Genomic DNA, 21,149 nt, shown 5'->3' on the forward strand with positions numbered 1-21,149 from the left:
TCCATGAGTCACACTCTCGACGGCAAGGTCGCGATCGTCACCGGCGGCGCGCGCGGCATCGGGCTCGGCATCGCACGGCAACTGCAGGCGGACGGCGCGCGCGTCGTGGTCTGGGATCTCGATGTCGGCGACTGCGACGCGTCGCAGCTCGGCTTCGCGCCGGATCATGTCGAAGCGGTGGACGTGTCGTCCTGCGACGCGGTGGCGCGCGCGTTCGATGCGACCGTCGCCGCGCTGGGCCAGGTCGACATTCTCGTGAACAACGCGGGGATCAACGGGCCGGTTTCGCCGAGCTGGGAATATCCGGTCGACATGTGGCAACGCGTGCTGGCCGTCGACCTGAACAGCGTGTTCTACACGTGCCGCGTGGCCGTGCCGCACATGCGCAAGCGCGGCGGCGGGCGGATCCTGAACGTCGCGTCGATCGCGGGCAAGGAGGGCGTGCAGTTCATCTCCGCGTATTCGGCGGCCAAGGCCGGCGTGATCGCGTTCACGAAAGCCGCGGCGAAGGAGCTCGCGCACGACAACGTGCTGATCAACTGCATCGCACCGGCGATGGTCGAGACGGAGCTGTTCCGCGAAATGTCGGACGAGCACATCGTCGCGAGCAAGGCGAAGATCCCGATGGGCCGCTTCCTGCAGATCGACGAGGTCGGCCGCATGGTGAGCTGGGTCGTCAGCCCCGCGTGCAGCTTCACGACGGGCTTCACGTTCGACCTGACGGGCGGGAGGGCCACGTATTGAAACCCGCAGAACACCGCGCGCGTCCGCTTGCGGCGGCGCATCTGACCGTACTCGAATACGCACCCGTGCCCTGGGTGCGGACGGCCGCAAAGGCAGGGTTCGCCGGGGTCGGGCTGCGTCTGCATCCGGCCATGCCGGGCGGCGTCGCCTATCCGCTCGCCGCCGGCAGCGCCGCGCATCGCGAATTGCGCGACGTGCTGGCCGGTGAAGGCGTCGCGGTCGTCGACGTCGAGTTCATCCCGGTCGTGCCGGATCTCGACGCCGCGTCGTTCCTGCCGTTGTTCGAGGCGGCGGCAGAGCTGGGCGCCCGCTGCGTGACCGTGTCGGGCGACGACGCCGACGCCGCGCGCCTCGCCGCGAATCTCGCGGCGCTCGCCGGCTTCGCGAGGCCGTTCGGATTGTCGATCGAACTGGAATTCATGCGCTGGCGCAACGTCGGCACGCTCGCGCAGGCGCGCGCGGCGATCGAGCGTGCGGCGCAGCCGAATCTCGCGGTGGTGATCGATGCGCTCCATCTGTCGCGCTCGGGCGGCACGCCGGACGACGTCGCGCAACTGCCGCGCGAACTGATCGGCTTCGCGCAGCTTTGCGACGCACGCGCCGAACAACCGGTCAGCGACGACGACGCGATCGCCGAAGCGCGCACCGCGCGGCTCGCGCCGGGCGACGGCGCGTTGCCGCTCGATGCGTTGCTGCGCGCGTTGCCGGCGGATGTGCCGCTGAGCGTCGAGATGCCGATGCCGTCGCTGCCGCCCGACGCACGTATCGAGCTGGCCTGTCGCGGCGCGCGGCGCGTCGTCGAGCGCGCGGGCGTTGCCGCGCCGGCTGGCGCTTTACCGGAAACCGCACGATGACCGTATTCGACGAAGACAAGATCGACTGCCATTGCCACGTGTTCGATCCCGCACGCTTTCCGTATCGCGACGACACGCCGTATCGGCCCGCGCAGCAGGAGATCGGCACGGCGGCCCAGTTCATCCGCGTGATGGACGCGTATCGCGTGCGCCACGCGCTGCTGGTCGGACCGACGAGCGGCTATCGGACCGACAACCGCTGCCTGATCGACGCGCTGCACACGCATGAAGGGCGCTTTCGCGGCGTGGCGGTGGTCGACAACGACATCGGCCGCGCCGAGCTGACCGCGCTGCGGCGCGCGGGCGTGGTCGGCGTGGCGTTCAACCCGGCGATGGAGGGCATCGACCTCGTGACCGGCGCGGGCGCGCTGTTCGCGTTGCTCGCGGATCTCGGGATGATCGCGCAGATCCAGGTGGCCGGCGACCAGATGGCCGAACTCGGCCCGTGGCTCGCGCGGCAACCCGCGGCGCTCGTGATCGATCACTGCGGACGGCCGCACAGCGCCGGCGGGATCGGCCAGGCCGGTTTCGATGCGTTGCTGCGTCTCGCGCAGAGCGGTAACGCGAGCGTCAAGCTGTCGGGCTGGCAAAAGTATTCGAGCGGCCCGCATCCGTACGAGGATACCTGGCCGTATGCACGCGCGCTGCTGCGTGCGTTCGGGCCGCAGCACTGCGTGTGGGGTTCCGACTGGCCGTTCCTGCGTGCGCCCGAGCGGCTCGACTATGGCCCGCTGCTGACGCTGTTCGACGCGATCGTGCCCGACGCGGCGATCCGGCGGCAGATCCAGTGGGACACGCCGCGGCGGCTGTTCGGTTTCGACGAGCGGCTGCCCGGCGCGAGCGCCTGATCGACGCACATCCCCGCCAACCTGTTCGTTCGACACATCGTCGAAACCATCCGGCCTTGGCGTGTCGGCGTGCTCGGCGCCGCCAGGACCGCGCGCACGTTCATCGCCGGTGTCGCGCCTTCGCCGCTCGTCGACGTGGCTGCCGTCGCGCGGCGCGACCGGGAAAAGGGCCGGCCGTTCGCTACGGCCCCAGCATCAGGTCGCGATGGGCGGACTCGCGGAATTCGCCGGGCGTCATCCCGGTCTGCTTGCGGAAGTAGCGGCTGAAGTACGCGCTGTCGACGAAGCCCGTCTCGTGCGCGATCTGCTTGACGCTCAGGTTCGAGTAGACGAGGTCGCGCTGCGCCTCGCGAATCACGTGTTCGTTGATGACGGCCGTGGTCGGGATGCCGAGTTCTTCGCGGCACACGCGCGCCAGCTGCGCGGCGGCCACGCCGAGCCGTTCGGCGTAGAACTCCACCGGCTGGTGCTCGCGAAAATGCGTGGCGATCAGTTCGCGAAAGCGCCGCAGCAGCGTGCCGCGCCGATCGGTGCCCGTATGCGACGGGGCCGCCGCGAGATCGCTCAAGCGAGCGACATGAACGAGCAAGGCAACCAGCAGCGCCATCCCCGCCGCGCCGCGGCCGCGTGACGCGCCGCGAAACTCCTGTTCGAGCAACGCGAACAGCGGCATCAGCATCGACCCGCTCGCGTCCGGCCCCTTGACCGGAATCACCGCGGCGCGTTGCAGCACCGGCAGCACGTTGGGTGCGACCACCTTCAGCAGCGCATCGGGCGCCCGTTGCGCGACGGTGATCACGAGGCCGTCGATCTGCGGCGAGAACTCGAACGCATGCACGGTTTGCGCGGGGAGCAGCACGAGGCAGGGCGGCACGAACGGCAGTTTGTCGCTTTCGATCACGACGTGCCCGCTGCCACTGCGAATGTACAAAATCTGCAAGAGCGCATCGTGGCGATGCGCGGCGATATGCCAGTCGTTGGGCCGGCTGCGCTCGTGTATCCATTCGAAGTTGAACGCGTCGTACCAAGGCGGGCGGGCCGATTCGCCATACAGGTCGTAGTTAGGGATTCTCCTCATGCCGTCTCGCCTCCTGTGTACAAATTGTCCTGCTGCTTGCGGCGTTTGTCCAGTTTTCGCCGGCGCCGCACTTCTATACTTTTCCAAACGGCGCGGCGTGCGCATCACGCCTCGCGGCCGGGATCGAACGGTCCGTTCGGCATTCACTGGAACATGACACAACTGCATTCGAAGGACAACTAACATGATTTCCGACGCAAACGATCATCAACCGAACTGGCTGCAGCTCGACGGGAAGGTCTGTGTCGTGACGGGCGCGGCCGGCGGCATCGGCGCGTCGATCGCGCAGACGTTCGTCGCGGCCGGCGCACGCGTCGCGCTGCTCGACCGCGATGCAGACAAGACGATCGCACTGGCCGAGCGGCTGCGTGCCGGCGGCGCGGACGCCGTCGCGATCGCATGCGACATCGGCGACCCGGCCAGCGTGACCCATGCGGCCGAACGCGTGCAGCGCGATCTCGGCCCCGCGGACGTGCTCGTCAACAACGCGGGCCTGCTGCGCGCCGGCGGTATCGAAACCATCGCGCTCGATGCGTGGAACGCGATGCTGCAGGTCAATCTGACGGGCTACATGCTGTGCTCGCAAACGTTCGGATGCGCGATGCTCGCGCGCGGCTCGGGCTCGCTGGTGCATGTCGCGTCCATCGCGGCGCGTCATCCGCAGACGCACAGCGGCGCCTACAGCGCCAGCAAGGCGGCCGTCGCGATGCTCGCGCGGCAACTGGCGGCCGAGTGGGGGCCGCGCGGCGTACGCAGCAATACCGTGTGCCCCGGCATGATCCGCACGCCGTTGTCCGAGTCGTTCTACGCGAACGGCGACATCGAGGCGCGCCGCAGCGCGATGACGGCCAGCCGGCGCATCGGCCGCCCCGACGACATCGCGAACGTCGTCGCGTTTCTCGCGAGCCCGCGCGCAGCGTACGTGAACGGCGCGGAGCTCGTCGTCGACGGCGGCCTCGACGCGATGCTGATGGATCTGGTGCCGCGCCCCGGTTATGAAGCCGGCGCCGGTGCCGCCACGAAGTAATTCAACGACCTTGCTCGCGCCGCGCGAACCGTCGCCAGTCGAGCGACGCCGCGGTGCAGCCCTATCACTGGAGGAGAACGCGATGAGCGACCAGCGGCGTTCGAAAGATGTCACGTGCGACCTGCTCGTGATCGGCGCGGGAGCGGGCGGCCTGTCCACCGCCATCACCGCGCGCAAGGCCGGACTCGACGTGATCGTCGTCGAGAAGGAAGGCTGCTTTGGCGGCACGACGGCTTTTTCCGGCGGCGTGCTGTGGATTCCCGGCAACCCGCATGCAGCGGCGAACGGCGTGCACGATGCACGGGAGGCCGCGCGCACCTATCTGCGCGGCGAAACCGGCGCGTTCTACGATGACGCTGCGATCGAGGCGTTTCTCGAGCACGGTCCGCGGATGCTCGAATTCTTCGAGCGGGAAACGGACGTGAAATTCGTGCCGACGCTCTATCCCGACTATCACCCGGATCAGCCGGGCGGCGTCGACATCGGCCGCTCGGTGGTGGCCGCCCCTTATGACGCGCGCCGGCTCGGCCGCGATCTCGAACGCCTGCGTCCGCCGCTGAAGACCATCACGTTCATCGGGATGATGTTCAATTCGTCCAACGCGGATCTCAAGCATTTCTTCAATGCGACGCGGTCGCTGAAATCGGCGTGGTACGTGACGAAGCGGCTGGCATCGCACCTGAAGGATCTCGCGCTGTACCGGCGCGGCGTGCAGGTCACGAGCGGCAACGCGCTCGCGGCGCGGCTCGCGAAGTCGGCCCTGGATCTCGGCATCCCGATTCTCACGAATACCGCGGCGCGCGAGCTCGTCGTGACCGACGGGCGCGTCGTCGGCGCGGCGGTCGAAGGCGAGGGCGCCGGGTATCGCATCACGGCGCGGCGCGCGGTGGTGCTGGCCAGCGGCGGCTTCTCGCACGATGTCGCGCGCATCGCGCGTGCGTATCCGCACGTCGCGCGCGGCGGCGAGCATGTGTCGCCGGTGCCGACCGGGAACACCGGCGATGGCGCGAAGCTCGCCGAGCACGTCGGCGGCCGGGTCGAGATTCGCTATCCGCAGCCGGCCGCGTGGATGCCGGTATCGCGCGTGCCGCTCGGCGACGGCCGGTTCGGCGTGTTTCCGCATCTGCTCGATCGCTACAAGCCGGGCATCATCGGCGTCACCCGCCACGGCAAGCGGTTTACCAACGAATCGAATTCGTACCACGACGTCGGCGCGGCGATGATCGACGCATGCAGTGGCGACACCGAGACGGCGATGTGGCTGGTCTGCGATCACGCGACGATCCGCAAATACGGGCTGGGTTTCGCGAAGCCCGCGCCGGTGCCGCTCGGGCCGCTGCTGCGCAACGGCTATCTCGTGAAAGGCCGCACGCTCGCGGAGCTGGCGCGGCAGGCGGGCATCGACGCCGCGAACCTGGAAGCGACGGTGCGGCGCTACAACGAAGGCGCCGTGCGCGGCGAGGATCCCGAGTTCGGGCGCGGCACCACGTCGTTCAACCGTTATCTCGCCGATCCGGCCCATCGCCCGAACCCGTGCGTGGCGCCGCTCGGCGCGGGCCCGTACTACGCGCTGAAAGTCCTGATGGGCGATCTCGGCACCTTCGACGGCATTCGCACCAACGTGCACGGCCAGGTGCTCGCCAGTGACGACCAGCCGGTGGCGGGCCTGTACGCGGTCGGCAACGACCGCGCCAGCATCATGGGCGGGAACTACCCGGGCGCCGGCATCACGCTCGGGCCGATCATGACGTTCGGCTATCTGAGCGCGCGCCACATCGCGGGACTCGCTGATCCGGCGCCTACCGCTGCCGCAAAGCCCCGCGCCGCCGCGCGCGCGACCGCCTGAATCCGGAGCACATCATGAATTCATCCAAAGCCTTCATCGACCACCGCATCTATACGATCCGTCCGCGCGGCATGGCCGAATTCCTCGACATCTTCGACCGCCATGCGATGCCGATCCAGGTGAAGTACCTCGGCCCGCCCGTCGGGTTCTACATGAGCGACATCGGCGCGCTGAACCAGGTCGTGCACTTGTGGGGCTACGACAGCATTGCCGACTACGACACGCGGCGCACCGCGCGCGATGCCGACCCGGAGTGGCCGGCCTATTTGCAGGCATCCGGCCATCTGATCGTCGCGCAGGAAAGCCGCATCATCCGCCGCGTCGATTTTCCGAGCCTCGCGTATCTGACGCGCTGAGCACACCACGATGAAACCGGGAGATCACATGGTCAATACGCGGGTGGCAATCGTGACGGGCGGGGCGGACGGCATCGGCTGGGCGTGCGCGAAGCGGTTCGCCGAAGACGGCTATCGCGTCGCGATCGCCGACCTGAACAGCGAGCGCGCGGCCCGGCGGGCCGCCGAACTCGGGCCGCGGCACGTCGGCATGGGCGGCGACGTGGCGAACGAAAACGAGATGGTCGCGCTGATGCGCACCGTCGTCGGGCGCTTCGACCGGATCGACGTGCTGGTCAACAACGCGGGGATCGGCGAGCAGAACGCGCCGACGCTCGAGCAATCGTCGGCAGCGTTCGATCGCTTGCTGTCGGTGCACGTGCGCGGCACGTTTCTGGCGAGCCGCGAAGCCGCCCGCGTGATGCTTGCGCAACGCACCGGCGCGATCGTCAATCTGTGCTCGATCGCCGGCCAGGGCGGCATTCCGACGCGCAACGCGTACGGCGCCGCGAAGGCCGCGATTGCATCGCTGACGCGCTCGATGGCCTGCGAGTGGGCGCGCCAGGGCGTGCGCGTGAACGCCGTCGCGCCCGGCTACGTGGCGACCGAACTGGTCGATACGCTCGCGCGAAACGGGCAGTTGAACCGGGCGGCGATCGAACGCCGGACGCCGCTCGGGCGCCTCGCCGAGCCGGACGAGATCGCCCGCGCGATCGCGTTCCTGGCCTCGGACGCGGCGAGCTACATCACCGGCACCGTGCTGAACGTCGATGGCGGCTGGCTCGCCTACGGTGCGGCGGATTCGCCGTCCGGCTGACGTGGGCCGTCCGCCCGGACGGGACATCGACAATCAAACCATGGAGACAGCCGTGCGCCGGCAGCGTGAACGCTGCGACGCGCACGGCATACAGGAGACACATGATGACAACCCCGACCCGGACGCTCGACGTGCAGTCGTTCATCGACGCCGAGCGCTTTTCTCCCAGCCAGTGGCTGATTCTGGTCCTGTGCTTTCTGGTCGTGGCCGCCGACGGCTACGACACCGCCGCGATCGGCTTCATCGCGCCCGCGCTGGTTCACGACTGGGGCATCGCGCGCAGCGCGCTCGGCCCGGTGATGAGCGCCGCGCTGGCCGGCCTCGGCATCGGCGCGCTCGCCGCCGGCCCCTGTGCCGACCGGCTCGGCCGCAAGACGGTGCTCGTGCTGTCGGTGGTGTGCTTCGGCGGATGGAGCATCGTGTCGGCGCATGCGCAGTCGATCGGCGAGTTGACCGCGTTCCGCTTCCTGACCGGGCTCGGGCTCGGCGCGGCGATGCCCAATGCCGTCACGCTGATGTCCGAATACGCGCCTGCACGGATCCGCAGCTTCGCGGTCAACGCGATGTTTTGCGGCTTCTCGGCCGGGCTGGCGGCGGGCGGCATCGCGTCGGCATGGCTGATCCCGCACTTCGGCTGGCAAAGCGTGCTGACGGCCGGCGGGGTCGGGCCGATCGTGCTGGCCGTGGCGCTCGTCGCGTGGTTGCCGGAGTCCGCGCAGTATCTCGCCGCACGCCACGGCAAGCACGACCGCATCGCGCGGATTCTCGCCCGGATCGCGCCGCGCGAGCGTTTCGACGACTGCACGTTCGTGGCGGCCGAAGCGCGCAAGGAGACCGAAGGCGGTGCGTCGGCGCTCGCGCTGGTGCTGTCGGGCCGGTTCCGTTCGCGTACGCTGATGCTGTGGGCCGCGTACTTCATGGGCCTGCTGATCTACTACCTGCTGACCAACTGGATGCCGACGCTGTTTCGCGACGCCGGCTTCGGCACGGAGGGCGGCGCGCTGATGACGGCGCTGTTCCCGCTCGGCGGCGTGCTGGGCAATCTCTGCGCGGGCTGGCTGATGGATCGCTTCAATGCGAACCGGACGATCGTCTGCACCTATGTCGTGGCGGCCGCGCTGGTGCTCGTGGTGAGCCGCACGATCGGACACGCCGCATGGCTCGGCACGCTGACGCTTCTGTGCGGCACCGTCGTGACCGGTGCGGTGACGTCGATGTCGGCCTATGCGGCGAGCCTGTATCCGACCCGTTGCCGCGCCACCGGCGTGGCATGGATGCTCGGCGTCGGACGGATCGGTGGCGTGGCCGGCGCGTTTCTCGGCGCGCTGCTGATGGGCTGGGGCTGGCATTTCGGCGATGTCTTCAGCCTGCTCGCGGTGCCGTCGCTCGTGGCGGCCGGCGCGGTGTACCTGATCGGCAGCCGCTTCGTGGAAGCGGGGGAGCAGGAGCGCGCCGCGGGGGCGGTGGTTCAGCAGCATTGACGGTGCCCCGATCGGGCCGGGCGTGCGCGATGCCCGGCCCGGTTCTTCATTCAGCCGTGTCCCACTGTGGCGCGAAAGCCGGACTCACGAGGCGCTGATTCTTCGGCAGGCCGTCGATCAGCGCACGATCGGCGTCGTCCAGGTTCACGTCGAGCGATGCGAGGTTGGCGAGCTGATTGCGTTGTCCGGCCGCTTTCGGCACGGCCGCCACGTTCGGCTGGTCGAGCAGCCATTTCAGCGCGACCTGGGTCGGCAGCACGCGATGCTTGTCGGCGATCCGCTGCAGCTCCGGAAGCTCCGACACGCGGTTGCGCGCGAGCGGGCTGTACGCAATCAGCGCCATGTCGTGCTCGCGCGCGAATTGCAGCAGCTTCGCCTGACCCAGCAGCACGTGGTACTCGACCTGTATCGCGGCCAGCGGCGCCTGCCGGTTTTCGACGACGTCGCGCAGCAGCGGCAGCGGAAAATTCGCGACGCCGATCGCGCGGGCGCGTCCCTGCTCCTTGAACGACACGAGCGTGTCGATCGTCTCCGCAAGATTCCAGTCGGGCGCCGGCCAGTGGATCAGGAACAGATCCACGTAGTCGGAGCGCAGCGCGCGCAACGTGTTGTCGAGCGATTGCCGCATGCGCTCGGGGCTCAGTTGGTCCCACCAGACCTTGCTGGTCACGTGAATCTGCTCGCGCGGGACGTTCGACGCCGCGATGGCCTCGCCGACCGCCGCTTCGTTCTCGTACGCGGCCGCGGTATCGAGGTGCCGATAACCCGACTCCAGCGCGAGCGCGACCGCGCGCGTGCAGTCGTCGCCGAGCATGGGCCACGTGCCGAGCCCCAGTTTCGGCATGTTCAACGCGTGGCGGTTGACGATGCATTGCATGAACGATTCCTCCTCGATGGGTTGAGCCGGCACGGCTTGCCCGCGCCGTGCCGGCGAATTCGTCAGCCGTGGGCGCTATCGCAGGTCGAGCGATGCGCCGAGTTAGCGGACGCCTTGCCCTCCAATCCCGCACCGCCTCGCGCGACGAACTTCGCGATGCGCCAGCCGAACACGATGGCCGGGCCGAGCGTCGTGCCGGGGCCCGGATAGGTGCCGCGGAAGATCGACGCGAGATCGTTGCCGCAGGCGAACAGGCCGGGAATCACGCGCCCGGCGACGTCGAGCACCTCGCCGTTCGCCGTGCCGCTCAGCCCCGCGCTGCATGCGAGATCGGCGGGCCATACGGTCACAGCATAGTAGGGCCCGGCGCCGATCGGGCGAATGCACGGGTTCGGCTGTTGCGCCGGGTCGCCGTTGAAGCGGCTCATCGGGCTGCTGCCGCGCTGGAACGCCGGATCCTCGCCGTTGGCGGCGTCGCGGTTGTAGGTCGCGACTGTGCGTTCCAGGCCGTTCGCATCCACCTGCAATTTCGCCGCCAGCTCGGCCAGCGTCGCGCCCTTGACCAGATAGCCGGCACGCTCGAACGCCGCGATGCGCGCCGCGCTGCGCGCCGGCATCAGCAGGCCGAGGCCATAGGTCTGGATGAACGCCGCATCGACGATCAGATGCGCCGGCACGCTCGGCCCGTTGCCGCTGTCGCGCAGCATGCCCATCACGAAGTCGTGATACGAGTCCGACTCGTTGACGAAGCGCTCGCCGCGGTTGTTGACCGCGATGAGGCCGGGCTTCGCGCGATCGAGAATGATGTGCGGCCAGACGCTGTCGCCGTCGCCGCCCGGGGCGGCGCCCGGTGCGCGGCGGATCGAGCACGGCATCCACAGCCCGGGGCTGTCGCCGCCGTTTTCGACGCGCGCATCGACGCGCTGTGCGCGGTCGACGCCGTCGCCGGTGTGCGTGGCCGGCGACAGCGACAGCGGCCGGGCGGCGGCCGGGAAGAACTGCTGGCGCAGCGACGGATGACGCGTGATGCCGCCGGTCGCGAGCACCACGCCGCGCCGCGCGCCGATTCGCCTGCGGCCGCCGTCCGGCGTCGTGACGATCGCGCCGGTGACGCGGCCGTCGTCGCGGACCAGTTCGAGCAGCGGCGTGTCGAAGCGAATCTCGACCTGGCGCTTGAGCAGGCTGTAATAGAGCCGGGCGGCGAGCGCGTTGCCCATCACGAGCTGCGTGCCGCGCGGAAAGCGCAGGCGGTCCATCGCATAGCGGCCGACGACCGCGAGCGTGCGTTTGAAGTGCGCGGCCGACGCGAACGGCGCGAGCAGCGCATTGAGGTCGGCGCGCGCGACCATCATCCCGCCGAGCCCCATGAACTCCTTGCGCGGCGGGCGCACGCGCGCGAACGCGCGGCCGAGCACGCGCGCATCGAACGGCGCGGGCACCAGCGCCCGCCCGCCGTAGGCCGCGCCGGGACCGTTCACGTAGTCGGGATGCGCGGCGGCGGCGACGAACTTCACTTCGCTGATGCGCGCGAGCTCGTCGATCGCGTCGGGGCCGCTTTGCAGGAACGCTTCGCGCGCGTCGTCGCCGCCGCGCGCGCCGACCACCGACTGCAGGAAGCGGCGCGCATCGTCGACGCTGTCGGGCACGCCCGCGTCGACGCTCAGGCGGGTGCCCGGCACCCACGTCGTGCCGCCCGACGTGGACGTGATGCCGCCCACCGCGGCGGTTTTTTCGCAGACGAGGACCGCGAGCCCCTCGTGATGCGCGACGAGCGCGGCGGTCATGCCCGCCGCACCCGCGCCGAATACCAGCAGGTCTACTTCCTCGTCCCAACCCTGTTGCACCGCACCCATGTCCACGTCTCCTTCATGTCGTTCCGCCGCGCGTCCGGATGCAACGCGTGGCGGAAGATGTTCCGATAATTGTGGAATGTTATTCCAACAAACAACAAAGTGGAATAGTGTTCCACAAATTTAGCGGGACGGTGTGCGACTACGTTCAGAAGCGGTGCACGATGCCGACGCCGGCCGCGAACTGGCTGCGCGTGGACGACGGCGCCGAGTTGAAGCCGTCGCCGAGCGTGGCGGTCGCGTCGATGATGTTGCCGCTACCCGCGGTGCCGAGCGTGCTGCCGTTCGAACGCTGGTACGCCTCGAGCGCATAGAGCCCGGTGCGCTTCGACAACGCGTAGTACTGCGACAGGTTGAACTGCTGATATTGCGCGGCGTTCGCGATGCCGTTGGCCTTCGTGGCGCGCGTGAAGCTGTAGCCCGCGCCGAGATCCCACGCCGTGGCCGGCTTCCAGTGCAGCACGACGCCGCCGGTATTGAAGATCGCCGTGTCGGCGAACTTCGAGCCGGCGCCCGGGATGTACTGCACGTTGGAGTAGGTCGCGGACACGTCCCATGCGTTGTTGATCGCATAGCTCGCGCCGACCGCGAAGCGCTGCTGTGCCTGCGCCGTCTGGTAGCCGTTCGTGAGGGCGGACACGCCGGCCTGCGCGCCGTTGTTCGACGTCGTCGAGTTCGCGCCGAACGCGCCGCCGCCTGACGTCGAATTGTTGATCCGCGAGAAGCCGACCGCCATGCCGAGCGGGCCGTTCGCATACTGGATCGCGGCGGTCCACGTCGAGCCGGCATTCAGGCTGCCCGCGACGCCGCCGAGCGAATACGAGCCGCCGAACGTGAAGCCGTACAGCTTCGGCGACGTGTATTCGATGGTGTTGTTCGCGCGATAGATAGTGTCGAGCCCGTCGATGTCGCCCGGGTGGGCGCCGAAGAAGCCGGTCAGCCAGTTGGTCGGGCTGTACGGGGAAAGCAGCTGGTAGTACGACGCATATTGCCGGCCGAACGTCAGCGAGCCGTAGGCGGGATGCGTGAAGCCGACCCAGGCCTGGCGCCCGAACATCGCGTCCGTGTACTGCTGGCCGCCGGTCGCGGAGTTGATGCCCGACTCGAGCACGAAGACGGCCTTGGTGCCGCCGCCGAGATCCTCCGTGCCGCGCACGCCGAAGCGGCTGCCGGCCCAGACCCCGGTCACCATCTTCACCGACGAATGGCCGCCGGCCGTCGAGCCGAGCGTGGTCTGACTGCTTTGGTACGCGATGCCGTTGTCCACGACGCCGTAGAGCGTGACGCTCGACTGCGCGAACGCCGGTGCGGCGGCGAGCAGCGCCACGCTGGCCGCCACGAGTCGGGGGGAGGTACGACAGGATTTCATGGGTTGTCTCCGGATTGTTGTGATGACGCAGGCACGCACGGCGGCGCGGCACGCCGCGTCGCCGTCATGCGGGGGGAAAACGATTCGACTGGATTCGGCGGGTCGCGCCGCGCACGGCGATCGCGACCCGCCCGCACGCGCTCAGGCGGCGCGATCGATCAGGAACGCGACCATCCGGTCGCAGACCCGCGCGAACATCTGCGTGCCCGTGACGGTTCGGCAGCCACGCTCGCGCGCCGCTTCGATGAACGGCGTGAGCGGCGGTTTCGTGACGACGTCGCCGACGAAGGTGGTGGCCGGCACGCGCGACACGTCGACGGGCAGCGGATCGTCCGCCCGCATGCCCATCGGCGACGCATTGACGATCACGTCGAACGACTCGGGCGCGACATCCGCGGCGGCGACGCGCACCGTGCCGCGTTGCAGCGTCGCCAGCCGGTCGACCAGCGACGCGGTGCGGGCGGCATCGTTGTCGCGCACGTCGAGCGACGCGACGCCCGCCATCACCAGCGCATGTCCGATCGCCGAGCCTGCGCCGCCCGCGCCGACCAGCAGCGCGCGCCGGCCGCGCAGGTCGCAGCCTGCGTCGCCCAGCGCGGCGACGAAGCCGGTGCCGTCGAACATGCCGCCGTGCCAGCCGCCGTCGGCGGTGCGGCGCAGCGTGTTGGCCGCGCCGAGGAACGCGGCTTCGTCGGACAGGCTCGTGCAGAACCCGGCGGCGCTGAATTTGTGCGGCACCGTGATGATCACGCCGTCGACGTTGCGCATCGGCGTGACGCCCGCGAAGAACGCCGCGAGATCGTCCGGCGCGACGTGCGCGGGGACGACCAGCGCGTCGAGTCCGGCCTCGCGCAGCGCGGCCGTCACGCCCTTGGGCGAACGGACCTGCGCGATCGGGTCGCCGACGATGAAGTGAACGCGGGTCGCACCGCTCAGGCCGTCGTCGAGCGAAACCGGAGTGGTCGGGGTCAAGGGGGCAGTCATGCTGTTTTCATCTCCTGGGTGGAACCGGCCTCGTTGTGTACGATGCCGAGCAATTTCGCCTGGGTGGCGGTGTCCTGTTCGAGCGCGACTGCGCTGCTCTCGTGCGCGACGCGACCGTTAACGAGCACGTACGCGCGATCGGCGATCGGCAGCACCATGTCGGCCTGGTGCTCGACGATCACGACGCTCGCGCGCTCGCGCAGCTTGACGACCGCGTCGAGCACTTCCTGCACGACGGCGGGGGCGAGCCCTTCGAACGGTTCGTCGAGCAGGATGGCCTTCGCCGGCGCCATCAGCGCGCGCGCGATCGCCACCATCTGCCGTTCGCCGCCGGACAGGTGTTCGGCACGCGCGTCCTTGCGCGTCGCGAGGCGCGGGAACAGCGCGAACATCTCGTCGACGCTCGCGCCGCCTTTGCGCGCGGCGAGCCGCAGGTTCTCGGCGACCGTCAGGTTGGGGAACAGCCGGCGGCCTTCGGGCACCATCGCGAGGCCGAGGCGATTGATCTCGTGCGCGGGGCGCCCGGTGATGTCGTGGCCGTCGAACACGATGCGCCCGGCCGTGACGTCGGCGACGCCGGTTGCGGCACGCAACGTCGTCGTCTTGCCGACGCCGTTGCGGCCGAGGATCGCGATCACTTCGCCTTCGTGCAGCGTGAGGTCGATGCCGTCGAGGATCGTGTTGCCGGTGTAACCGGCCTTCACGCCTTCGAGGCGCAGCAGCGGGCGTCGCGCCGACGCGGCTTCGTCGGGCTGCGCGCCGCGCCGTGCGGCCAGCCGCGCATCGACCGGCCGCTCGCCCTTCGCATGGCCGAGATAGGCTTCGACCACCTCGGGATGGCACGCGACTTCGGCCGGCGAGCCGTCTGCGATCAGCCGGCCGCGATGCAGCACGCTGACGCGATCGGAGATCGTCAGCACGCGATCGATGTCGTGCTCGATCAGCAGCACCGCATGATGGTTCGCCAGTTCGCGGATGATCGCCGCCACGCGCACGCGATCGGCTTCGGCAAGCCCCGCGAGCGGCTCGTCGAGCAGCAGCAGGCGTGCGCGGGTCGCGAGCGACAGCGCGATTTCGAGCAGGCGCTGCTCGCCGTGCGACAGGCTTTCGCAGCCGTGCGCCGCGCGATCGTCGAGCCCGACCGCCGCGAGCAGCGACCAGGTCAGCGCATTCTGTTCGCCGAGCGTGTGCGCGTCGCGCCACATGCCGAGGCGATCGTGCTGCGCGGCCTGCACGGCCACGCGCACGTTCTCGAACACGGTGAGGTTGCGGAACACGCTGAGGATCTGGAACGAACGGCTCATGCCGAGCCGCACGCGGCGGAACATCGCGAGCTTCGTCACGTCACGGCCGTCGAACGTGATCGTGCCGGCCGTCGGCGACAGCACGCCCGTCAGCATGTTGAAGAACGTGGTCTTGCCGGCGCCGTTCGGGCCGATGAAGCTGTGCAGCCGGCACGGGTGGACGTCGAGGTCGATCTGTTCGGCGGTCACGAGCGAGCCGAAACGCTTCGACAGCCCGCGCACGCTCAGCACGGGTTTATCGGAATCGGTGTCGATGCCGCCCGCGCGATACGGCGCGATCGTGTCGGGGCGCGCGGGAATCGTGTCGCGCACGAGCGTCCAGCGCGGGCGTCGCAGCAAGCGCTGCACGATGCCGTGGATGCCTTCGGGCGAGAAGAACGCGAACGCGATGATGATCGGCGCGAAGATCAGCCACCAGTGCTCGGTCAGGCTGCTGAGCTTGTCCTCGAGCAGGATGAACGCAATTGCGCCCCACAGCGGCCCGAGAAACTGGTGGACGCCGCCGAGCACGGTCATCAGCAGGCTGTCGCCCGCATGTTCCCAGCTCAGGTTGTTCGCATACGCGCCCTGCAGCATCAGGCACAGCAGGCCGCCCGCGTAGCCGATCACGGCGGCCGAGATCACGAACGCGCGTAGCTTGAGCCGGTACGTGTCGTAGCCGAGGCTCGCCGCGCGCTGCTCGTTGTCGCGCAGCGCCTGCAGCGCCCGCCCGAACGGCGCGTGCACGAGGCGCCACAGCAGATACGCGATGGCGATCACCGTCGCGCACGCGAACACGTGGAAGTCGACGGTCGTCGGGAAGGTCGGGCGCGGCACGTTCTGCAGGCCGTTTTCGCCGCCGGTCACGTCGGTCCACTTGAATGCGATCTCGAACGCGATCTGCGAACAGGCGAGGGTGAGCAGCGAGAAGTACAGCCCGCGCCGGCGCAGCACGATCGCGCCGATCAGCGCGGCCAGCACGGTCGTCACGATCACGCTGGCCGCCAGCGCGAGCAGCTCGTTGCCGAGCACGCGCAGCAGCGACACGGCGACCAGGTAGGTGGCCGTGCCGAAGAACACCGATGCGCCGAACGGCACGAGGCCCGTGTACGCGACCAGCAGGTTCACGCCCATCCCGTAGAGCGTGTAGATCGCGATCTGGGTCGCGCGCTCGAGCGGCGTGCCGGTCGCGGTGAGCGCGAGCGACACGAGGACGAGCGCGGTGGTCAGCACCGCAACAGGGTGGCGGGTCAGATAGGCGGGTTTCATTCGAATCGCTCCCAGCGTTCACCAAACAGCCCGCGAGGGCGCACGAGAAGGACGAGTGCCATCAGCACGTACATGGCGACCGACGAACCCTCGGGAAAGAACTGGACGGCCAGCGCGGTCACGATGCCGACCAGCAGGCCCGCGACCACGGCGCCGGCGAACGAGCCGAGCCCGCCGATCGTCACGATCACGAACGCGGGCATCACGGCGGTCGTCGCCATCCCCGGCGTGACCGTGACGAGCGGCGCGGCGAGCACCCCGGCGGCGCCCGCGAGCAGCGCGCCGAGCGCGAAGGCGCCGGTCAGCACGCGCGGCAGGTTGATGCCGAGCAGCCCGACCATTTCCGGATCGCGGCTGCCGGCGCGCAGGATCCGCCCGTACGGCGTGTAGTTCATGAACCACCACAGCACGACGAGGATCGCGACCGTCGCGGCGAGCACGAACAGCCGGTACTTCGTGATCAGCAGCGGCCCGTAGACGAGAAAGCCGTTGAGCATCTCGGGCGGGCTGAACGGCAGGCCGCCCGCGCCCCACACGAGGCGCACCAGCGCGGTGAGCAGCAGCGACAGCGCGAACGTGACGATCAGGCTAAGCAGCGGCTCCTTGCCGTACAGGCGCCGGATGAACACCACTTCGATCAGCACGCCCACCGCCGCGACGAGCACCGGCGCGAGCACGACGGCGGCCCATCCGAACTGCGTCGACAGCGCGATCGCGAAATACGCGCCGAGCGCGAACAGCGCGCCATGCGCGAAATTCACGATGCCGAGCAGCCCGCAGATGATCGACAGTCCGATCGCGAGCAATACATAGAGGAATCCCAGCACCAGTCCGTTGGCGACCTGGGACAACAACATTTCAGCCATGCCCTTACTCCAGAGTGCGGCCCGTCGCCGCCGCGCCGCGGCCCGTCGTGACGGGCGAGCGGCGGGCCGCGACGGGCGCGGGATACGCTTGGGGCCGTGTCGATGCGTGCGCCGCCGCGGCGGCGGCGCGCGGGCTCAGCGCGCGGCCATCCTGCAGCCGATCTCCTCGCGCGTGCCGAACAGGCGGTCGAGGTCGGCGGGGTTCTGCGGCACGACGGAGATCGGGTCGAGCCAGTCCCATTTGTCGGTGATCCGGTCCTTCACCTTGAACACGCTCCAGCGCCGCAACAGCTGGTGGTCCCACGGGCGGAAGTACGCGGGGCCGCTGCCGTCGGTCATCTGGATGGTTTCCAGGCTCTGCACGATGTCCGCGCCGGACGTGCTCTTCGCGTGGTTGATCGCCTGCAGCAGCGCACGTGCCGTGAACCAGCCGATCCAGGCCTTGTCGGCCGGCGGCTTGCCGTACTTCGCCGTGTACTTTTTGACGAACGCGACTTCTTCCGGCGAATGGCCCGGCGAGCTGAAATGCCACGGCTTGCCGTAATAGCCGGTCGCCGCATCGGCGTTGATCGACCACAGATCCGAGTCGCCGATGATCGGGCACGCCACCGGGATCCGGCCTTTCATGCCCATTTCCGCGTATTGCTTCAGGAACGTCGACAGGTCGCCGCCCGGCAGCCCGAGCAGCACGACGTCGGGTTTCGACTGGCGGATCTTCAGGATGAACGAGCTGAAATCGGTGGTGTTGAGCGGCGTGACGTCGGCGCCGGTGATCGAGCCGCCCGACTGCTTCAGCAGGTCCGACATCGCCCGCTGAATGTCCTGCCCGTACGCATAGTTCGCGACGAGGAAGTGCCATTTCTTGCCGATCGCGAGCAGCGACGGCGCGAGCGCGCGGCACGCGACGGGCGTCGGGCTCAGCACGCGGAACGTGTACGGGTTGCAGCTGCTGCCGGTCAGCTCGCGCGCGGCGGCGTTCGGCGCGATGTACGGCGTCTTGGTGCGCCACGCGACCGACGACATCGCCAGCGACGTGCCGCTGTTCGTGCCGCCGATCACCGCGATCGCCTTGTCCTGCTCGACGAGCTTCTGCATGTTCTGCTGCGCCGACTGCGGATTCGGTTCGTCGTACCAGACGAGATCGACACGCCGGCCGCGCGCCTGGTTGCCTGCCTCGTCGAGCGCGAGCTTGACGCCGTTCGCGATCACTTCGCCCTGTTCGGTCCATACGCCCTGCTTGGCCATCAGCAGGCCCAGCTTCAGCGGTTGCTCGCCCTGCGCGCGCACGATCGCCGGCGCGGCGAGCGCCGCCGCACCGCCCGCGAGCGCCTTGCCCGCGGTGACGAGCCACGCGCGGCGCGACAACGCCGGGCTGTCGGGCGCGTCCGCCGGGTGGCTGGAAAGGGTGTCGTTCTGCTCGTGCTGGTCAGTCATGTGTCTGGCCTCCTGTTTCCTGGTCAAGGGTCGATTCCGCGCGGCCCGTGGGCGGGCCGCGCGATACGTATCGAAATTTTTTGGTGAATTCTAGTTAGAAGTGGAATAGCATTCAACAATTAAAGATGGTTTCAATAAATCGGGGTATTCACTCGGTCGGCCCGGAATGCGAGCGAACGACGCAATGCGGACGCCCCGAACAACGGAGATGACGAGATGGCAAGAAGACGGCTGGCAGTGATCGGTGCGGGCGCAATCGGACGGATGCACGTGGAGCGCGCGCGCACGCATGCGCAGGTGGAAGTGGTGGCGATCGCCGATCCGTCGCCGGCGGCCGAGCAGTTCGCGCGTGCCGAGGGCCTGCGCGGGTTCGCCGATTACGCGGAGATGCTCGACGCGGTGCGCCCGGACGGCGCGATCGTCGCGACGCCGAATGCGACACACGTGGAGGTCGGCCTGGCATGCATCGCGCGCGGAGTGCCGGCGCTGATCGAAAAGCCGGTATCGGACAGCGTCGCGGCGGCGGCCGAGCTGGGGCGCGCCGCACGCGAGGCCGGCGTGCCGCTGCTGGTCGGCCACCATCGCCGTCACAATCCGATCCTGCGGCGCGCGCGCGAGATCGTGCAGTCGGGGCGGCTCGGCAAGCCGGTCGCGGCCAATGCGCTCGCGACGTTCTACAAGCCCGACGCGTATTTCGACGTCGAATGGCGCCGTCGCGCGGGCGGCGGCCCCGTGTTGATCAACCTGATTCACGACATCGACATCATGCGGTTCCTGCTCGGCGAGATCGTCGAGGTGCAGGCCCAGGCGTCCAATCGCGTGCGCGGCTTCGACGTCGAAGACACGGCCGCCGTGCTGCTGCGTTTCGACAGCGGCGCGCTCGGCACGCTGGCCGTGTCCGACTGCGCGGCCTCGCCGTGGAACTGGGATCTCGCGGCGGGCGAGGCTGCGCACTATCCGCGCCAACAGGTGAACACGCATTTCCTGATCGGCACGGATGCGTCGCTCACGCTGCCGCAGCTCGATCTGTGGGAATACCGCAGCGGCAAGGGCTGGCACGATCCGTTGACGGTCGAGCGCTGCACGCCGCATGGCGCCGATCCGTATCACGAGCAGTTGCGCCACTTCGCGGCGGTGATCGCGGGCGACGAGGCGCCGCTGTGTTCGGCCGACGACGCCGCGCGCACGCTCGCGGCGACGCTCGCCGTGCATCGCGCGGCCGCGACGCGCACGGGCGTGGCGCCCGCGGACGTCGCGTAGCCGCGCGGACGGGCGCCGGCCTAGCGCTGGCGCCGGTAGAACGCCACCGTCTGCCGCAGGCCGTCGTCGAGCGCGGTCCGCGGCAGGCCGGGCAGCAGGCGCTCGAGCGCGGGGTCGTCGGGGAACGCCGTCGCGATCGGCAGCGGCGGCCCGCCGGCATCGAGGTGCGCGCCCGGCACGATGGCCGCGATCCGCTCGATCAGCGTGTTCACCGGGGTGATCTCGCCCGCCAGCGTGAATGCGTGCGCGCCGTCGATGTCGGCCAGCAGCGCGGCCTCGTAGACGGCGGCGACGTCGTCGGCGAACACGAGGCCCGTCGTGCCGGTAAACGGAATCGTGTAGCGCTCGCCGCGCGCGGCCGCCCGGCACGCCAGGCTCGGCCCCGCGCTCGAGCCGGTCTCGCGCCCGGCGCCGTAGACCACCAGCGGACGAAAGCCCACGCTCGCGATCCCGTGGTCGTGCCAGTACGCGCGCGCCGATCCTTCGCACGCCAGCTTGAACGCGCCGTAGTGGGTTTGCGGCAGCGGCACGGCGCCGTCGTCGGGGCCGAACACGCCGGCGCTGCTCGCATAGAGCACGCGTCGCAGCCCGGCCGCGCGGGCGGCCTCGAATACGTTCAGCGTGCCGATCAGGTTGACCTGCGCGCCGCGCACGGGATCGGCCGCGCAGTCCGTCGTGAGGATGCCCGCGAGATGGATCGCCGCGTCGCAGCCGTCGAATGCGCGCGCCGTGGCGGCCGCATCGGCGATGTCGCCGGTGCGCCACTGCACGGCCGCGGCCCGTTCAGGCGCGAGCGCCTCGACGAGGCGCGGGTTCGTGCGCACGTCGAAACTCACGCATTCCATGCCGCGCGCCAGCAGCCTCCTGATGATCCATGCGCCGAGAAAACCGCTGCCGCCCGTTACCAGTACTCGCATTGCGTTGCCT

Annotated in this window: 18 protein-coding genes; 9 read left to right on the plus strand and 9 right to left on the minus strand. The window is 69.4% G+C overall.

Annotated elements, in window-relative coordinates:
• Positions 1–3 precede the first annotated feature (3 nt).
• Genes BX604_RS24650 through BX604_RS24660 form a run of 3 tightly spaced genes read left to right on the plus strand, consistent with a single transcriptional unit; the run spans position 4 to position 2,446 of the window.
• Positions 4–744, plus strand: coding sequence for an SDR family NAD(P)-dependent oxidoreductase (locus tag BX604_RS24650; RefSeq protein ID WP_098553455.1), 741 nt, complete (start codon positions 4–6; stop codon positions 742–744).
• Positions 741–1,598: a sugar phosphate isomerase/epimerase family protein gene (locus tag BX604_RS24655; protein WP_098553456.1), complete on the plus strand. Its 858-nt coding sequence runs from the start codon at positions 741–743 to the stop codon at positions 1,596–1,598. The genes BX604_RS24650 and BX604_RS24655 overlap by 4 nt, the downstream gene beginning before the upstream one ends.
• Positions 1,595–2,446 carry an amidohydrolase family protein gene (locus BX604_RS24660; protein WP_098553457.1) on the plus strand — a complete coding sequence of 284 codons (852 nt, stop codon included), beginning with the start codon at positions 1,595–1,597 and terminating at the stop codon, positions 2,444–2,446. Before BX604_RS24655 ends, BX604_RS24660 begins: the two co-directional genes overlap by 4 nt.
• 181 nt (positions 2,447–2,627) lie before the next feature.
• Here BX604_RS24660 and BX604_RS24665 read toward each other — a convergent pair whose 3' ends face one another.
• A complete protein-coding gene (locus BX604_RS24665; protein ID WP_098553458.1) occupies positions 2,628–3,524 on the minus strand; it encodes a helix-turn-helix domain-containing protein in 897 nt (298 codons plus the stop codon).
• Between the two features lie 184 nt (positions 3,525–3,708).
• On the opposite strand from BX604_RS24665, the gene BX604_RS24670 reads away from it, so the two are divergent.
• The 5 genes from BX604_RS24670 to BX604_RS24690 all read left to right on the plus strand — a co-directional run bounded on the left by BX604_RS24670 (position 3,709) and on the right by BX604_RS24690 (position 9,030).
• Positions 3,709–4,551 (plus strand): SDR family NAD(P)-dependent oxidoreductase, encoded by an 843-nt coding sequence (locus BX604_RS24670; RefSeq protein ID WP_179894872.1) that lies wholly within the window; start codon positions 3,709–3,711, stop codon positions 4,549–4,551.
• Positions 4,552–4,633: 82 nt separating this feature from the next.
• On the plus strand, positions 4,634–6,397 hold the full coding sequence (locus BX604_RS24675; protein ID WP_098553459.1) for an FAD-dependent oxidoreductase: 1,764 nt from the start codon (positions 4,634–4,636) through the stop codon (positions 6,395–6,397).
• Positions 6,398–6,411: 14 nt separating this feature from the next.
• Positions 6,412–6,753 carry an NIPSNAP family protein gene (locus BX604_RS24680; RefSeq protein ID WP_098553460.1) on the plus strand — a complete coding sequence of 114 codons (342 nt, stop codon included), beginning with the start codon at positions 6,412–6,414 and terminating at the stop codon, positions 6,751–6,753.
• 28 nt (positions 6,754–6,781) lie between these two features.
• Entirely contained in the window at positions 6,782–7,549 is a 768-nt protein-coding gene (locus BX604_RS24685; RefSeq protein WP_098553461.1) for a glucose 1-dehydrogenase, read from the plus strand.
• Positions 7,550–7,653: 104 nt separating this feature from the next.
• The gene (locus tag BX604_RS24690; RefSeq protein WP_098554028.1) at positions 7,654–9,030 is read left to right on the plus strand and encodes an MFS transporter; all 1,377 of its coding nucleotides are present in this window, start codon (positions 7,654–7,656) and stop codon (positions 9,028–9,030) included.
• Positions 9,031–9,076: 46 nt separating this feature from the next.
• Here the strand turns inward: BX604_RS24690 and BX604_RS24695 are convergent, their stop codons facing one another.
• The 7 genes from BX604_RS24695 to BX604_RS24725 form a co-directional block, all read right to left on the minus strand.
• Positions 9,077–9,907 (minus strand): aldo/keto reductase, encoded by an 831-nt coding sequence (locus BX604_RS24695; RefSeq protein WP_098553462.1) that lies wholly within the window; start codon positions 9,905–9,907, stop codon positions 9,077–9,079.
• A 62-nt stretch (positions 9,908–9,969) separates the two neighbouring features.
• Positions 9,970–11,760: an FAD-dependent oxidoreductase gene (locus BX604_RS24700; protein ID WP_098553463.1), complete on the minus strand. Its 1,791-nt coding sequence runs from the start codon at positions 11,758–11,760 to the stop codon at positions 9,970–9,972.
• A gap of 145 nt (positions 11,761–11,905) precedes the next feature.
• The gene (locus BX604_RS24705; protein WP_098553464.1) at positions 11,906–13,126 is read right to left on the minus strand and encodes a porin; all 1,221 of its coding nucleotides are present in this window, start codon (positions 13,124–13,126) and stop codon (positions 11,906–11,908) included.
• 141 nt (positions 13,127–13,267) lie between these two features.
• The gene (locus tag BX604_RS24710; RefSeq protein WP_098553465.1) at positions 13,268–14,110 is read right to left on the minus strand and encodes a shikimate dehydrogenase family protein; all 843 of its coding nucleotides are present in this window, start codon (positions 14,108–14,110) and stop codon (positions 13,268–13,270) included.
• Positions 14,107–16,662: a branched-chain amino acid ABC transporter ATP-binding protein/permease gene (locus BX604_RS24715; protein ID WP_098553466.1), complete on the minus strand. Its 2,556-nt coding sequence runs from the start codon at positions 16,660–16,662 to the stop codon at positions 14,107–14,109. The genes BX604_RS24710 and BX604_RS24715 overlap by 4 nt, the downstream gene beginning before the upstream one ends.
• Positions 16,659–17,528: a branched-chain amino acid ABC transporter permease gene (locus tag BX604_RS24720; protein WP_098553467.1), complete on the minus strand. Its 870-nt coding sequence runs from the start codon at positions 17,526–17,528 to the stop codon at positions 16,659–16,661. The genes BX604_RS24715 and BX604_RS24720 overlap by 4 nt, the downstream gene beginning before the upstream one ends.
• Positions 17,529–17,663: 135 nt before the next feature.
• Positions 17,664–18,962, minus strand: coding sequence for an ABC transporter substrate-binding protein (locus BX604_RS24725; RefSeq protein ID WP_098553468.1), 1,299 nt, complete (start codon positions 18,960–18,962; stop codon positions 17,664–17,666).
• A gap of 216 nt (positions 18,963–19,178) precedes the next feature.
• Between BX604_RS24725 and BX604_RS24730 the strand changes: the two genes are divergently transcribed.
• Positions 19,179–20,222: a Gfo/Idh/MocA family oxidoreductase gene (locus BX604_RS24730; protein WP_098553469.1), complete on the plus strand. Its 1,044-nt coding sequence runs from the start codon at positions 19,179–19,181 to the stop codon at positions 20,220–20,222.
• A gap of 20 nt (positions 20,223–20,242) precedes the next feature.
• Here the strand turns inward: BX604_RS24730 and BX604_RS24735 are convergent, their stop codons facing one another.
• Complete coding sequence (locus BX604_RS24735; RefSeq protein WP_098553470.1) at positions 20,243–21,139, minus strand: NAD-dependent epimerase/dehydratase family protein; 897 nt, start codon at positions 21,137–21,139, stop codon at positions 20,243–20,245.
• Positions 21,140–21,149 lie beyond the last annotated feature (10 nt).

Origin of the sequence: Burkholderia sp. JKS000303 (genome assembly GCF_002563755.1) — a bacterium.
Classification (GTDB): domain Bacteria; phylum Pseudomonadota; class Gammaproteobacteria; order Burkholderiales; family Burkholderiaceae; genus Burkholderia; species Burkholderia anthina_B.